The 15,971-nt window shown below is 42.0% G+C and carries 10 protein-coding genes; 5 read left to right on the top strand and 5 right to left on the bottom strand.

Going from position 1 to position 15,971, the window contains the following annotated elements:
* Positions 1–894: 894 nt before the first annotated feature.
* The gene (locus L2703_RS18510) at positions 895–3,216 is read left to right on the top strand and encodes a putative bifunctional diguanylate cyclase/phosphodiesterase (RefSeq protein ID WP_248972502.1); all 2,322 of its coding nucleotides are present in this window, start codon (positions 895–897) and stop codon (positions 3,214–3,216) included.
* On the opposite strand, the gene L2703_RS18505 is transcribed toward L2703_RS18510, so the two are convergent.
* Both L2703_RS18505 and L2703_RS18500 read right to left on the bottom strand, forming a co-directional pair.
* A complete protein-coding gene (locus L2703_RS18505; protein WP_248972501.1) occupies positions 3,182–4,156 on the bottom strand; it encodes an alpha/beta fold hydrolase in 975 nt (324 codons plus the stop codon). The two genes, L2703_RS18510 and L2703_RS18505, sit on opposite strands and share 35 nt — an antisense overlap.
* A gap of 55 nt (positions 4,157–4,211) precedes the next feature.
* A complete protein-coding gene (locus L2703_RS18500; RefSeq protein WP_248972500.1) occupies positions 4,212–6,029 on the bottom strand; it encodes a DUF885 domain-containing protein in 1,818 nt (605 codons plus the stop codon).
* Between the two features lie 226 nt (positions 6,030–6,255).
* Between L2703_RS18500 and add the strand changes: the two genes are divergently transcribed.
* On the top strand, positions 6,256–7,254 hold the full coding sequence (gene add, locus L2703_RS18495) for an adenosine deaminase (protein ID WP_248972499.1): 999 nt from the start codon (positions 6,256–6,258) through the stop codon (positions 7,252–7,254).
* A gap of 104 nt (positions 7,255–7,358) precedes the next feature.
* Here the strand turns inward: add and hemN are convergent, their stop codons facing one another.
* The 3 genes from hemN to L2703_RS18480 form a co-directional block, all read right to left on the bottom strand.
* A complete protein-coding gene (gene hemN / locus L2703_RS18490; RefSeq protein ID WP_283107960.1) occupies positions 7,359–8,735 on the bottom strand; it encodes an oxygen-independent coproporphyrinogen III oxidase in 1,377 nt (458 codons plus the stop codon).
* Between the two features lie 184 nt (positions 8,736–8,919).
* A complete protein-coding gene (locus tag L2703_RS18485) occupies positions 8,920–9,669 on the bottom strand; it encodes an NRDE family protein (RefSeq protein WP_248972498.1) in 750 nt (249 codons plus the stop codon).
* A gap of 52 nt (positions 9,670–9,721) precedes the next feature.
* Positions 9,722–11,323 carry a metal transporter gene (locus tag L2703_RS18480; protein WP_248972497.1) on the bottom strand — a complete coding sequence of 534 codons (1,602 nt, stop codon included), beginning with the start codon at positions 11,321–11,323 and terminating at the stop codon, positions 9,722–9,724.
* A 250-nt stretch (positions 11,324–11,573) separates the two neighbouring features.
* Here L2703_RS18480 and L2703_RS18475 point away from each other — a divergent pair, with 250 nt between their 5' ends.
* From L2703_RS18475 to L2703_RS18465, 3 genes are all read left to right on the top strand, one after another.
* A complete protein-coding gene (locus L2703_RS18475) occupies positions 11,574–12,170 on the top strand; it encodes a YhgN family NAAT transporter (RefSeq protein ID WP_248972496.1) in 597 nt (198 codons plus the stop codon).
* Between the two features lie 164 nt (positions 12,171–12,334).
* Positions 12,335–12,643 (top strand): hypothetical protein, encoded by a 309-nt coding sequence (locus L2703_RS18470; RefSeq protein ID WP_248972495.1) that lies wholly within the window; start codon positions 12,335–12,337, stop codon positions 12,641–12,643.
* Positions 12,643–15,477, top strand: coding sequence for an immune inhibitor A domain-containing protein (locus tag L2703_RS18465; RefSeq protein ID WP_248972494.1), 2,835 nt, complete (start codon positions 12,643–12,645; stop codon positions 15,475–15,477). Before L2703_RS18470 ends, L2703_RS18465 begins: the two co-directional genes overlap by 1 nt.
* Positions 15,478–15,971 lie beyond the last annotated feature (494 nt).

Below are 15,971 nucleotides of genomic sequence, written 5' to 3'. Positions count from 1 at the left end.
GTCATTTCCAGGCGCCTAATATACGAAAAATCCCCAGCACTGCGTGTTGGGGATTTTTTCGTTTATCTACCTGTCTAAATTGCTGTTGCAATAATGGCATTTTCACCGTTACTTGTGGTCAGCACTTTTTCACATGTGATAGTTCATTTAACATGGTGATCTTGTCATTAAATTATCTAGTACCAATCCTTATTAGAGTGTGATCTATTTTAGGCTGCGTTATTAGACCCAGTACAATGAAAATGGCTGCAGGTGTAGTTATCTACATCAACGTCATTTGAAGCCGTAATGATGTTTGTGACTCATACCATTCCGCATTAATAAGTGACCACTCAGAATGCGTCCAGCGATTTTTGATTAAGGCGTCGCTATGTAGTAATGGTTGTTCCCTTTCAAACGCGGAATGGTATCACTCCCGAAGAGCTAATTTATCAGTGTGCTATTCTTTGTTAGCCTTTCTAAACATAGCGCACTATGCCCTACTGGACTACGGCCCTCAAATGTTGCATGAATACCGCACTGATAATTTTCGCTTAAAGAGTACATTTTAATGCGGATTGGCATAAGTAAACCCGGTATTGTATGAGGTTGAATCGGCTTAAAAGCTCTTATTGGGGTGCAATATAATTAAATCGAATTCGGTTTATGTGATTGTGTTACATAAGTATTTCTTTACTTACTGCTAACATTACCGCTAGCATATATTCATGTGTTTAATTGGGTGGGTTTATTTTGCCTCGGTTGCCAAAGCTTTCTTTAACTTTTTTTGTACCATTTAGTCTTTTTCTCCTTTACCTTGCCTTAGTCTGCGGGGAGTATTTTTATGAGCATGCTGAGTTAAATGAGCAACTTGTTTTAAAACAAACTGAACATATTCAAAAAGATTTATTTCGGATGCGTCATGTGATTGAGTCGGCAATTGTGACGCAAGACTTTGAACGTATAGAACAAGAAGTCGCTCTTTTGTCTACTGAGCAGAGTATGATGGTGTATGTGATCCTTGATTCTGCAAGTGACATTCAATTTGCAAATCATATTATTTGGCGTGACAGTAATGCGTCAAATGTTATCGAAGGATATTCTGCAGAACGCCACAGAAGTGCTGTTATCAACAATAAACCGTACGTTGATGTCAATTTTGATCGTTTGTCTATACAGGCCTATTACCCTCTTAATACCAATTCACGATTTAGTTATTCAAATGCACCTGAGCTGGTTTACCTTGAATATGATATTGTAAATCTCTTGTCTGAAGCGTCCGAAAGTTTGCTGAAACGGTTTATAGAAATTTGGGGTGGTGGTGCAATAGTTTTAATTTTATTCTGCTTATTATTGCATTACGTGCTGATAAGACCCCTCAAGCAACTAAGTCAGGCTGCTAAAAATTTAGAGGAACCGGATTTTAACAATAATGTTGTTTGTGTTGTTTCTGAGATTAACAATCTACGAGACTATCTCAACTTGGTTAAAGCCCGCTTATTTCGAAGTCGCAAGCGTCTTAATGATGCTGAGCAACGTTGGTTGTTTGCTGTTGAGGGGGCTCGCAATGGGATCTGGGATTGGGGTATCGCGACTGGTGAAGTGTTTGTTTCAGATCGTTGGAAAGAGATATTAGGATACCAACCCTATGAGCTAGATAATGATTATTCTGTATGGGAGTCGCGTTTACACCGTGATGACAAAGAACATGTATTAAATACATTACAAAACTATATTAATAATCAAAATGATGAATATGAAAGTGTTCATCGTTTACGCCATAAAGATGGCCGTTATATTTGGGTGCTTGATCGAGGTAAAATTGTAGAATGGGATGTTTCGGGCAGGCCATTGAGATTAATTGGTACGATTACCGATGTGTCAGGTGATGTTAAAAATCAGCGTATTTCTGTCGATAAAATAAATAATACCGGATTAACCGATCTGATTAATAGAGAGTTACTGGGCAACGAATTATATGACTTACAGGTGTTTAGTCGTAAAACCGGTCAATTTTCTGCCTTGTTGATGATTAATTTAGATAATTTTAAGCTCATTAATGATGCTTTAGGGCGTCAGTTAGGTGATCGTCTGTTAATGCAAATTGCTGCAAGGTTATCTGGTGGTTTTTCTGCGACATGTTTAGTCGCTCGACTAGGTGCTGATGAATTTGTTATTTTGGCGAAAAGTTTAGGCAGCGAAATAGATCAAGCTAATAAACGTGCTTTAGCATTAGCCAGTGAAGTCAGACAACTTATTGGCCGTGGGTTTACAATTGCAGAACAAAACTTGTCAATTTCAGCGAGAATTGGCATCGTTGTTTTTGACGGAATCGAATCTTTAGAACCGCAAATCTTATTGGCCCGTGCCGATAGTGCCCTTGAACAGTCTAAAGAAAGTAGTACCAATGGTTGTGCTATTTATTTACCTGAGCTAGATAAGAATCACATTCAACCATTAAAATTGCAAAATGAGTTAAGTCAAGCAATATCTAATCAACAAATGTCGTTAGTTTATCAACCCGTTGTTGATCAGGCTGGGCGACTACAGAGTGTTGAGGTGTTGATGCGTTGGCATCATCCCCACTTTGGTTTTATTAGCCCCGCAAAGTTTATTGCGGCAGCTGAGTTAACAGATTGTATTTTTGAATTGGAGCTATGGGGATTAGACCGAGTGATAGAGGTCATCCAAACGTTAAACCAGGCACAATCTAAAGTACCTATCATGTCGTTAAATATTTCTTCTAGACATTTTCACCAAGAGCATTTTGTCAGTGTCGTGATGAGTCGAATTCATGCGGCACAGATTGATCCTGCTTTGCTTCAGTTTGAGTTAGCGGAAGATATTTTTGTGGTCAATACGACAAGTGCTAAATCAAAAATAGTTGAGTTAAAGCATCATGGTGTGAACATCGCGATGGATAATTTTGGCGGCGGTTCATGTGCGGTACATATTCTACAAGGGATTGGTTTTTCTCAGGTTAAGCTTGCTGCGATTTATTTAGAAGAGCTTGAGTATAATCCTGAAAAATTTAATATTGTTAATGCTGTTGTCGATTTTGCCACGAAACTTCATTTGCCTGTGGTGGCTAAGCAAGTTGAAAATAAACAACAGCTTAATTTATTAACGCATGCAAAATGCACTTGGTTCCAAGGGTATATTATTAGTCGGCCATTAAGTGAGGACGATATTATTCAGTTAATTAAGACCCAGTTGTCTTTGAGTGTTGTGCCATAAATTCTAGAGTATAAGACAAGGCAATATTTCGCATTTGATCGGTTTCGATAAATACTTCGTGGTATGCCCCTTCTATAACTACCTTATGACATTGGCTGCTTAGAGCAAGGTTTTGCGCCTTGTTGCAAACGATGCTGTCTTTTTCTGCTTGTAATATCAAGATAGGTGTTTTGCTATTTTTGGCATACTCAATACTCTGATCTGCGGCTTTCATAGCCTCTAATAACCAGCGATTAGTTGGAGATCCCAGTTGCGCTTTGGGTGTTGCGTCAAATAGATTTCGGTATTGTAAATACCGTGGCTTACTGTGTGTTAATTGGTTGCGTTTAAAAGTGACTGCTTGATATCCACTGCCACCAAGTACATATCGGCTATTTACTTTGCCGTTGCTAATGTGGCTGTTGTCAAATTTGTTTGCTAGCCAACGAACGAGCGACGGCGAAAAGGGCAGTTTTATCCCAAGCATGGGTGCCGAGAACACGGCTGCTGTAAATGTGTTTGGATGATGGTGTATATAGTCTGTGGCGATGGTAGATCCCATTGAATGAGCAAGCATAAACAGTTCTTTATGCTTGTTTGGTGCCACAATATCAGTGATAAATTGATTAAGATCATTAGTGTAATCACTGAATTTTTCAACGTAGCCTTGATGTGGATTGTGGGTTAGCCTATCTGATAAGCCTTGCCCGCGATGATCTAATGCATATACGCTAAACCCTTGCTGATACAAATCAAACATGAGTTCTTTATACTTAATGTAAGATTCAACCCTGCCATTACTTATCACGATTGCTTTTTGGCTATCTGGATGTTCAATGTATGCAAAGGCAATGTTGACTCCATCTGGTGTGCAAAAATGACTTTGAATAACAGCAAGCCAAAAGTCGCGTTGCGCACTGGTATCTAACTTGAGTTCAGATGAAAATTTCATGTAATGCATTATGTGTCAGCCAGCTCGTGAATATTTTTATGGTTTATCTTAGATAATATGGCGCTCATATTTGTTTGTTCGCTTTAATTAAGGCTTGTTGCTGCGCGATAAACTGATCAATCATTTGCTCTAATACTGACATTGGGATAGACCCGTTTTCAAGTACAGCATCATGAAATGCTCTAATATCAAAATCTGTTCCTAGGGCTGCCTCTGCTTTAGCGCGTAAACGTTTAATGGTTAATTCGCCAATTTTGTATGATAAAGCCTGCCCTGGCCATGAGATGTAGCGGTCAATTTCGGTGGTAACGTTGTGCATTGACAGTGCAGTATTACTGGCCATAAAGTCGATAGCCTGTTGGCGACTCCAACCTTTAGCGTGCATTCCAGTATCGACAACAAGACGTGCGGCTCGCCACATTTCGTAAGTTAAACGGCCAAAGTTACTATATGGGTCTTGGTAAAATCCGGCTTCAAGTCCTAGGTATTCTGAATACAGCCCCCAGCCTTCACCAAAGGCTGAAATATAGCTATAACGTCTAAAGTTGGGTAAGTCTGCGAGTTCTTTATTAAGGGATATTTGTAGATGATGCCCAGGAACTGCTTCGTGCAATGTGAGTGCTTCTAGTTCATATAATGGGCGTTTGTCTAAAGCATAGGTGTTAACCCAATAATACCCTGGCTCGTCATCACGGTTTGAGCCAGAGTAACGCCCTGTCGTGTATTTTGGTGCTATTTCTGCAGGTACAGGAGCTATTCCATAAGGTGTACGTGGTAATTTACCGAAATATTTTGGCAACATGGCATCGGCTTTTTTGGCAATAAAGGCGGCTTCTTTTAGCAACTCGTTAGCCGACTTGGGATAAAACTGCGGATCGGTACGTAAAAAATGTAAAAACTCGGCAAAGCTACCGTTAAAATTAACCTGCTTAATGATCGTGTCCATTTCGGCGCGAATTCTTGCCACTTCATCAAGCCCTAGCTGATGGACCTGCTCGGCAGTCAGGTCAACGGTCGTGTAGTAATTCACTCTATTTTGATAAAATGCAGGGCCATCTGGCAGTGTAGAAGCGGCAATGTCAGTGCGAGCATTAGGGATATATTGCTGAGTCATAAAGTCGTAAAATTGCTGATACACAGGCAACACTGTGTTTGTCACGAGTTCAAGGCCTTGTTGGGTTAGTGTGGCTTTTTCTGCTTGACTAAAGTGCTCTGGGTAGTGAGTAAATGGCGCAAAGTAGCCACTTCTTTCTGGTTCGACAATAAAGGCACTAATGCTGTCTTCAAAACCCTTTAATGTGACTTTAGCGGGGGTAATTCCACTGGCCATACCTTGTTTGAGCCAATAGGTTTGCTGTGCAAAATAGCGTGGCATCAATGCTAATTTAGCCATATATTGTTGGTAGTCTTCAATGCGACTAAACCGTGACTTTGCAATAGATGCAATATAGGCATGAAAACCGCTTTCTGCGGTAATGGGTAAATAATGATCATGAAAGCGATACAAGTCGACATCGTTTTGTAATTGAGCTTGCAGCATATCGGCATTAATGATGCTTTCTTTCGATAAATCGTGACGATTTAGCTTGTTTAGGGCACTAAGTAGCGCCAAGGTTTGTTGATTTTTTTGTGCTAAAGCATGCGGTGACAGATCGGCGAGTTGACTGGCGGCTTCTACATCACCCAAGCTAGCGGCAAGCTCTGGTGAATACGCCAATGTGAGCGCCCAGCTTTTGTCTATGATTGTTTGCAAGTCTTTTTCTGCATGTGTTTGCGAGACGCTGCTGTTTTTAAGCGCCTGAGTGTTGAGTTGCTGGGGCGAGTTGATTTGACAGCCGGATAAACTGAATACAAACAAAGCTGGTAAGATAAGCAAGCGCATTAAAAGTCCTTTAGAATGGCAGTAGGTAATGTATGCTTTTATTCATTGAGAGTATGCCCGATTTCGACACAAAAAACACATCGCAAACACAGTTGTGCAGATGTTGTGATTGAATTCAGAAAATAACAATCGTCATCAGAAATAATGTAAATACATGTTAAACTGAATACTATTCTCTGACCGACACAATCAAACCAATGGCAGGGTAAGTTTATAGGGGTTAATTATGATTGATACAACCATTCCGCTGGTTGATTTGCATCGTCACTTAGACGGTAATGTTAGCGTAAAAACCATTTGGGAATTAGGCCATCAACATGGCATAACGTTACCCGCTGATTCGTTAGAAACACTCGCGCCTTTTGTACAAATTCAGGGTAAAGAAAACAACTTAGTTGATTTTTTAAAGAAACTTGACTGGATGGTTGCAGTATTAGCGGACTTAGATGCTGTTAAGCGTGTTGCCTATGAAAACGTAGCCGATGCGGCTGCTCAAGGTTTAGATTATGCAGAACTGCGCTTTAGCCCTTACTACATGGCAATGAATCATAATTTACCTATTGAAGGCGTGGTTGAAGCGGTAATTGATGGTGTACGTGCTGGTGTTAAAGAGCACGACGTTAAGATTAATCTTATTGGTATTATGTCGCGTTCTTTTGGTCAAGAAAAATGCCGCTTAGAGTTAGAAGGCATTTTAGCGCACCGTGACAGCATTGTTGCAATGGACTTGGCCGGTGACGAGCTCGGTTTCCCCGGCGATTTATTTACTGAACACTTTAAACGTGTCCGTGATGCCGGACTGCAAATAACGGCTCACGCCGGTGAAGCTGCGGGCGCAGAAAGCATGTGGCAAGCGATTAACATACTCGGTGCAACTCGTATTGGCCACGGGGTTAATGCGATTCACGACCCTAAGTTAATGGAATACTTAGCCAAACATCGTATTGGTATTGAGTCGTGCCCAACCAGTAATTTACATACCTCAACTGTCGCAAACTACGATGTGCACCCTTTGCGTAAGTTTTTAGACGCTGGTGTCTTAATTGGCTTGAATACTGATGATCCTGGCGTGAGTGCAATTGATATGGCGCACGAGTATCGTGTGGTTAAATCAGAAATGGGCTTTAGCGATAGCCAGTTGGTAACATTGCAGCGCAATGGCGTTGAGATGGCCTTTTTGTCCGACAGTGATCGTAAAGCGTTGTACGCCAAAAAAGCTAAATAGTTTTTTGAATGTTGTAAGCGTTTGAGCTTAACCTTATAAAGTACATAGCAAAATAGCCAGCAAATGCTGGCTATTTTTATGTTCAGTTATTCATTCGGTTTTAATTAAATCACCCGTGAGAACTGCTGTTGGCGGGCTTTTTGACGATAATAGACATCAAAGCACATACAGATGTTACGGATAAGTAGACGACCGGTCGTGCTAACTGAGAGTTTACGGTTGCTAATATCGACAAGCTTGTCATCAATAAAGGTCTTTAATAACGTTAAGTCTTCAGCAAAATAGCTTTCAAATTGAATATCGAATGCAGCCTCAATTTTGGCCATGTCTAAGTCAAAATGACAAATGATTTGCTTAATGACTGCGCGGCGGATCTCATCATCGCGCGTTAAGCTGCAACCTTTCCATAATGCATGCCCATTTGCATCAATTGCCTCGTAGTAAGGGCGAATGTCTTTTTGGTTTTGTGCATAACAATCGCCAATTTGACTGATTGATGACACCCCTAAGCCTAATAGGTCGCATTCTTCCTGAGTGGTATAGCCTTGGAAGTTACGGTGTAGTTTTCCGGCATTTTGTAATTTGGCTAACTCATCATTTGGTTTAGCAAAGTGGTCCATACCAATAAACTGGTAACCAGCACCCGTTAACGACTCAATAGTTTGATGTAACATATCGAGTTTTTGTTGTGGTGATGGCATATCAACGTCTTTAATTTTACGTTGCGCCGCAAAACGAGATGGCAAGTGTGCATAGTTAAATACCGATAGACGATCTGGCGATAATTCAATAATGCGTGCAATTGTTTGAGCAAAGGTTTCAGGTGTTTGCAGCGGTAGGCCGTAAATAAGGTCAACGTTTGTTGATACAAACCCCAATGCTTTTGCTTTGGCAATTAAGTCGAAAATAAATTGTTCGTCTTGCTCACGATTTACTGCGACTTGAACATCTTTATTAAAGTCTTGCACACCAATCGATACCCGATTAAAACCGGCTTCTTTTAGTGTGTCTAACATGCTCAGTTCAATCTCACGAGGGTCGACTTCAATTGAGTATTCGCCTACTTCTGCAAAGTTAAAGTGTGCTTTAATCAACGCCGTTAACTTAAGAATTTGCTCAGGGCTTAAAAAGGTTGGTGTACCGCCGCCCCAATGCATTTGGGTTACAGTGTAATGTTTAAATAGCGGCGCACGCTTAATAATTTCAGCGGCTAAATACTCAATATATTGATCTGCTTTGTGAGCATGGCGAGTAATAATTTTATTACAGCCACAGTAGTAACAAAGCTTGGCGCAAAAAGGAATATGCACATACAACGACAGTTTGTCGGTTTTGCTATTTTTAATCGATGTCAGTAAATCTTGCTCAGTAAAGGCGTCATCGAATTCTAATGCGGTCGGATAAGAAGTATAACGGGGACCGCTGTAATTGTACTTTTCGATCATCGACTGATCCCAACTAATCTGTGTGGGCTGCTTCAAGGCGTGTCCTCCGGGAGTAAATTAGCAACAGGCGAAGTATGCAATGTTCACAAACAAATTAACTTGATCTAGGTTGTAAAAATGAATGTTGCCTAGGCTAACGGGTGTAATTTAGCAGCTACTGATATGGAATTGTGTCCATTATGTGGTGTGGGTCACGGTTTGTTACCGTGAAATATTGAAGTCAACCGAGCATAAACTGTTGTGACCCTAAATTACGCCCCTTACCATCATAGCGAGTTTCAGAAAACGTGATTTGGCCATTACGGTGTTTCAACATAATGCTGGTGGAGCGAGTACCGTATTCTTCGTGCTGAATAAAAATAGACGAGAGTCGTCTCTCCCACTCAAGGCTAACGCCTGTTTTAGGGAGATCATCATCTTGCGGTTGTGACGTGTCGAGCATTAAGGAGCGTAACGCTTCAATTTCTGGTTGTGCAGTGTGTTGGATATAACGCTGTAGGGCTTGCTGTCCTTTGGCCATTTTAGGCCAGATATCATCTAATGCGCCATTGCTGACTGCATGGAATCCTGAAGATAACTCTGTGGTGAGTAACGTTTGGCTATTAAAGCAGTAAAGTTGATTACGTTGCTGAAATAACAGGTTAAAGGGATTGTAATTTCCAGCATGTTCACTAAGCCATTGTGATGAAAATTCAGTTGAACACAAGGCGCGAACCACGAGTTCACCGCGACTGCGTACTCCATCTTGTTGTTCAATCACTCTTATATTAGTTAAGCCTGCAAATTCTCCCCGAGCATTCACGCCAAGCCAGGTGCCGCCAGCTTGTTTGTCTTTTCCTGCATAAATCGTAGGTGTAGTTGACCAGCGATGAGCGGGCTCTGTTGCCCTATGATGAAATTCATCGCGATTGGCACAAACGATGAGTGGGTAATCTGGGTGAGCATTAATAGCAACAAATAAAATGCACATGGGGTTTCTCGCTGTTAGTCAATAACCCCATCATAACCATAAATTAATCGTTTTACTGATGTTTGTGATGATGCTCAGTATGATTTGCTTTGGTATGAGAATGGCTATGGTCAGCTGAGTTCTCATGACTGCTTGCATGATCATGATGATGGGAAGTCGATTTTATATTGATCATCAATCGACTTAAAAATTGCCTTGGCCCAAGCCGCAATAAACTTGCACCAAACAGTAATATAATAATGACCAAGCCCAAAACGTTGACGGTGTCAGGCAATTGTAAGGTGACCGTTGAGCTCAGCACGACTTGGTCGGCAACCATAAGGCCTGCTAGCAGGATACCGCCTAGCATTAAGCCTTGTTTCCAATTCATTAGTTTTAACTGGCCAATGCTCAGTACTGGCGCGGCGAGTAGGGTAAAGGCGATGGCAATTTGGCTCCATCCACTATAAGCCAGTGCTAAGGCTAAAATCACCGCCCCAAGGTTACAAAAACGCATAGGTAAAAAGACTAATAGTAAGATAAATACTTGTAATGCAGGATTTTCTAGGGGCACTGAAGGGTGACCAATTAAGTTGGCTAAAACCAAACTCAATATAATCCAAGGCGCGCTGCGATCGACTAATTGGCCAAAACCAAAATCCAAAGCCGAGTCTGGAATGCTTGGGTGTGGGTCGGTGATTTTGACTTGAGTCATGGTCATCAATAACCCAATAGCCAATAGGCCAATCACTTGATATAGGGCGAACCAAGGCCCTAATAGTAACAGCGTGATCAATAACGCTTCAGGTCCTGCCAGACGCTGCAACCAGCGTAATGCTAACGAAGGACTTGATGGGCGTAAGCCCAGAGCAAAACGTGATGTAGCAATAAAATAGCTGCCTACTAAAATAGGCGATATGGTTAATAGCCAGCTCAAAAACTGTTCTGAGCCATGAGGTTGATGTGCATGCTCATGGCCACCGGTATCCATTAACAGCAGTAGCGTTAATAACCCTAAACCGAACAAGCTGCCAATACCAGCTTGATACTGGTACTTGCCATGTTTGTCTTCTTGTTGGTGACCATGGGGTTGATGTAACACAACGTGTAAGATTGACCCGGTAACAAACGCTTGTAAATAAACAGTATTTTCTAAACTTAATTGGGTGAGTAAGTGTTCACCTGCAAAATACCCTACGGCAGTTAATGCCATCATTGCAGCCAGTACAGCGCTTGCCCAGCGTGTACCTACTTGTGGTTTTAACAGCCACCAAATGGCAACACCAACGGGAAGGCGGTGCATTATGACTCCTAAGGCAAGCAATGTTGAGTTTCCTTCTTGCTGTGCCAACACCATTGCACCACCGTCGGTGATGGTATGCAGCAATAACCCTCCAATACCAAGGAGTAAAGTGATGTTATGAGTGATAGTAGAGTAACGATGAAAGAGCTTTTCGCTTGCTGTAGGGCCCCATACACCAAGCAGGACAAAAAACAGGGTAATAAATCCACCGTGCTCGAGTAACTCAGGTAAAATATGGATCAGTACCAGACCGCCAAGCGAGACGAAAATAAACCCGTCTAAGCCTTTTTGTAGACCACTTCCCGATGAGAAATAACGGTAAAAGAGTGGCCCAAATAATAATGCGATACAGCTAGCGATGAGATAGAGCATGATGTCCAAAAATTCAATCGAAAAAAACAACGCAGTATAGCATTTTTCAGTGGCGTTGTAGCGTATGAAACGCTCAAGCTGAAAAATTTACGTAAAACCGATTCTCTCAACGTGACTTTAGGCTTATACGAAAGATGTAAGTGTGCAAATTGTCTGAGATTAAACAATTAAAAATAGGGATAACGTCGATTGTGATTGTGCTTTAGGTATACAATATAGTCATTGTTTTGCAAACTAAAGATTGTTGTCCATGGATATTTTTTCAGCCGCGGTAATGTTATTTCTCATTATGGACCCACTGGGTAATTTACCTATTTTTGCGTCTATATTACGTCACATTGATCCTAAAAAGCGCCGCAAGGTATTAATCCGTGAACTGTTGTTTGCATTAATCATTATGCTGTCATTTTTGTATGCGGGCGAAGCGATTTTAAACTTCCTTAACTTACGTTCTGAGTCTGTCAGTATTGCTGGCGGGATTATTTTGTTTTTAATCGCAATTAAAATGATTTTCCCGTCACCTGGTGGGGTTGCTGGTTTGGCCGCAGGCGAAGAGCCTTTTATTGTGCCTATGGCCATTCCGTTGATGGCTGGCCCATCTATTTTGGCTGCGCTGATTTTATTAGCTCATACCGACGGTAACCGCATGATAGATTGGACGATAGCATTAGTGTCAGCTTGGGCGCTAAGTGCTTTTATCCTAATGTTTTACAAGTTATTTACTCGTATTCTTGGTGAAAAGGGCCTTACCGCTGTTGAGCGTTTAATGGGAATGGTCCTGGTGATGATTTCGGTGCAAATGCTACTCGATGGGATTTCAAATTATATTAATACTGCCACACCTTAACGTGTTTAAGTCGTTACGGTTAATTCAAGGCCAGTTGCTTAAGCTACTGGCTTTTTTTAATTACTTTTTAAGCGTTCAGCCACATTTACATTAAAGAATGTCTAATTTTAATTGTAAGCCCATCGTTGCAGATGTTAGTTTCATGTAATTATTGTGCGGGGTAAATGATGAAGCCAATTATGTTCCTGCTTGTGCTTGCCATATTGAGTGTTCAAGGGTGCCAGCATCAATCAACAGAAGAACCTGTGGTCGACAAGATAGCAACCAAACCATTGGTCAAAGACTGTGGCCCAAGTGGTATGCCACCGATACGTGATCGCAGTAAATTGATTGATAATTTGCGTGCTAAAGGTGTCATTACTGATGACATGGACCAAGTGCAAATAGATAAAACGGTGGCCGATTACATTACTAAGCGCCAACAAGCATTTAAAAAATGCCCTAAACCCACACCAAATACAGGTAAGTCGTAATGAGTAAGTTAACTACACTCCAAGGGATGGCTATCTCCACCTTATTGTTGGCCTGTTCAAGCAGCGCTGCTTTAGCCGCTATGGAAACGGGCACACCAGCAGACGGTGCACTCATTAACGAGCAACAGGTGTTGTATTGGTTAATTAAACGTGGCGAACTGGCTGCCGATGCGAGTGAGGCAGAACAGCAGGCGGCCATTGACGCCTTTGTGAGTCGTGGCCGTGATGCGACGTTTAAGCCTGCTGCAATTGAACTGAAAGCTGAGCAAGTGCGCTTAAAACAAGCTGCTCAAAAAAAGAGTAAAAGTGCACAATATGTAGCAGTTAATAGTACAGTTCAAGCTGATCAAGATATTACCAAAACGGTCAAAGTACTTGCCGTGCTGGTGGATTTCCCTGACTTACCCCATGATGCGAACCAACTTGTTGCTGGTGATACAGATATGTACTACAGCAGCTATCCTGCATCGCACTATCAACAATTGTTGTTTTCTGAAACCGGGTTTGTCGGCCCAAACAATCAAACGTTGCAATCGGCCTATCAATACTTCCAGGCTGTGTCAGGTAACAGTTTCTTTTTTACCGGCCAAGTACAAGATTGGGTGACCGCAGATAATAATGCCGCATTTTATGGCAGCAATAATAGCGACGACGATGATAGCGCTGTACCAGATTTAGTTAAAGAAGCCGTTGTCAAAGCAGTGGCGAACATGAGTGATGCAGAACTCAAAAGTTATGACATTGAAGACCCATACGATCTTGATAATGATGGTAACTATGATGAGTCTGATGGAATTATCGACCATGTCATGCTGTTTCACTCCAGTATTGGTGAAGAGGCTGGTGGCGGTGTTTTAGGTGATGATGCTATTTGGTCACACCGATATTATGTCGATTCTGCTAGTACGGGTTACTCCATTCCCGGCCGAGGTATAAAGGTATTTGGTTATACCGTGCAGCCAATCGACTCCGCTGCGGGGGTATGTACCCATGAGTTTGGTCATGATTTAGGCTTACCTGACGAATATGACACAACCAACAGTGGTGACGGTTCGCCTGTAGGTGCCTGGTCGTTAATGTCTGGAGGTAGCTGGACGGGAAGTATTGCCGGTTCTCAACCGAGTGGTTTTAGCCCTTATGCTAAGTCTTATTTACAACAAAAGTACAAAGGCAAGTGGGTTAATGAGCAACATATCTCTTTAGCTGATTTAACAAGTAGTGGTACAGCTTTTCAGTTAAATCATGCGATCAATACCGATGATGTTAACCAGCTATCAATTGCGCTACCAGCTGAAAACATTGCGTTTAAGGCCCCTTTTACAGGTGAGTATCAGTACTATTCTGGGCAAGGCAACATGCTCAATAATGCCATGTCTTTTGACGTGACATTACCTTTAAGTACACCGCTAGCATTAACCTTTAAAGCGCATTGGGACATTGAAGAAGATTATGACTATGTACAGGTATTAGTTGATAGTGTTGCCGTTGAGGGAAACTATACCAACAATAGTAATTCGGTTTATCCATCAGTTAAAAATGCAATTACAGGTAAGTCGAGCGACATTGCAGGTTCTTCAGGTGTTAATCATTGGGTTGATTTGAGCTTTGATTTAAGTGCTTATGCAGGTCGCAATGTGCAGATCAGTATTGTGTACAAAACTGACGAAGCCGTGAGTGAGTATGGCATGGCAATTGATGACATACAGCTAACAAATCAAGGTGCTGCATTTTACGTTGACGGCGCCGAAGCCGACAATGTTGCCAGTTTAGCGGGATTCAGTCGTATAGATGATAGCCTACCAGGACAAGCTAGACGCTATATTGTGCAGCTACGCAGCCATCAAGGTGTGGATGCAGGTTTAAGTTACAGTAAGTATGTGCCAGGTGTATTGCTGTGGTTAGAAAACTTTAACCAATACGACAATAACGTATCAGAGCACCCCGGAGAAAGTTTGATTGGCGTGATTGATGCAGACCAAAACTTAATTGGCACAAGAGGCACCGAGGTTCAAGTGCGCGATGCTACCTTTAGTTTATACAACCAAAGTGCTTATGTTGGTGATGCTCATTTAAGTGCGGAATCTCTGTTTGATGACAGTCGAGACTACAGCGCGCCACTGAAACCACAGGCGGGAATGATATTGCCGGAACTGGGTTTAACCATGCAAATCACTCAGCAAGCCACAGACAGCAGCACTGCAACGGTTGAATTTGCATTAGCAGACAGCAGCGTCTTACCAGAGGTAACACTGACGGCTAACATCATCGCACAAGTTAACGGTGCGAATGTAAGTTTTAGTGCAGAAGTCACAGGGGGCAGTGATTACACTTATGCTTGGTCTTTTGGTAATAATGCAACCAGTACCGATCCAGCACCTGCTTACACTTATACACAGTCGGGAGACTATGTGGTTAGCCTTGTGGTGAAAGACAGTGCGGGTAATACGGTCACGGCAACAAAAACCATTAGGGTAATTATTGCACCTGTCGCAGCGTTTACCCTAACCCAAACCGATGCCACAGTGAGTGTGGCAAATCGTTCAACTCAGGGCTTTGGTGGTTTAACTTACCAATGGAACTTTGGTGATGGCAGTGCTACAAGTACTGCGCAAAATGCAAATCATACTTACACGCAAAGTGGCTCTTACACTATTACATTGGTGGCGACCGACTCATTGGGAAATGAGTCAAGCGTCAGCCAAAATGTAACCGTGACTGTTGCGACGACGGCAACCACCACATCAACCGACAGTAGCAGTGGTGGCGGTAGTTTAGGCTGGTTAAGCATGATGTTACTTGTGTGGGTTGGTTTGCTGCGTAAATCAACCAACTAATCATGGTTTTGCTACGATAAAAACGCCCATTACATGATGATATCAATCCGCATTAGAATCTGCTTTTAGGGAAAACTATTAGTGCGGTATTTGCGGGCAGCCTTTTGAGGGAATAGTGTTCTTAAAAGGCTCCTGCGTTGTTCTACCGACAGCAGCCATACAGCCTTACGTTAAACAGGCTAACAGAGGTCTACACTGATAAATTCGCCCTTCGCGGATGTGTCACACAGCCTATTATGTTTTCAACTGACGTTGATGCAGATGACGACACCTACCGTCGTTTCATTGTACTGGGTCTGGGGCCCCAAATAGATACATTCTAATATTAATGAGTGCTAGGGTCTGTTGATCTTTCAAGGTTATTTTTGCAGCGAATTGTTGGTCATTACTCATATACAAGTGCGCGGCAGAGACTTTGAGGTGTAGTTATTCTACATAAAAAGTCGATAACGCAGTAAAAATGACCAACAAACGCTGCCCACAGGGTTCGGCTA

Source organism: Shewanella basaltis (assembly GCF_023283885.1).
Taxonomy (GTDB): domain Bacteria; phylum Pseudomonadota; class Gammaproteobacteria; order Enterobacterales; family Shewanellaceae; genus Shewanella; species Shewanella basaltis.
This window is presented reverse-complemented; position numbering and strand designations above follow the sequence as displayed.

What these genes read in the sequence shown, in the direction of transcription:
- L2703_RS18510 (WP_248972502.1), top strand. Translation starts at nt 895, where the DNA reads ATGCGTCATGTGATTGAGTCGGCAATTGTGACGCAAGACTTTGAACGT.
- L2703_RS18505 (WP_248972501.1), bottom strand. Translation starts at nt 4,156, where the DNA reads ATGCATTACATGAAATTTTCATCTGAACTCAAGTTAGATACCAGTGCG.
- L2703_RS18500 (WP_248972500.1), bottom strand. Translation starts at nt 6,029, where the DNA reads ATGCGCTTGCTTATCTTACCAGCTTTGTTTGTATTCAGTTTATCCGGC.
- add (WP_248972499.1), top strand. Translation starts at nt 6,256, where the DNA reads ATGATTGATACAACCATTCCGCTGGTTGATTTGCATCGTCACTTAGAC.
- L2703_RS18485 (WP_248972498.1), bottom strand. Translation starts at nt 9,669, where the DNA reads ATGTGCATTTTATTTGTTGCTATTAATGCTCACCCAGATTACCCACTC.
- L2703_RS18480 (WP_248972497.1), bottom strand. Translation starts at nt 11,323, where the DNA reads ATGCTCTATCTCATCGCTAGCTGTATCGCATTATTATTTGGGCCACTC.
- L2703_RS18475 (WP_248972496.1), top strand. Translation starts at nt 11,574, where the DNA reads ATGGATATTTTTTCAGCCGCGGTAATGTTATTTCTCATTATGGACCCA.
- L2703_RS18470 (WP_248972495.1), top strand. Translation starts at nt 12,335, where the DNA reads ATGATGAAGCCAATTATGTTCCTGCTTGTGCTTGCCATATTGAGTGTT.
- L2703_RS18465 (WP_248972494.1), top strand. Translation starts at nt 12,643, where the DNA reads ATGAGTAAGTTAACTACACTCCAAGGGATGGCTATCTCCACCTTATTG.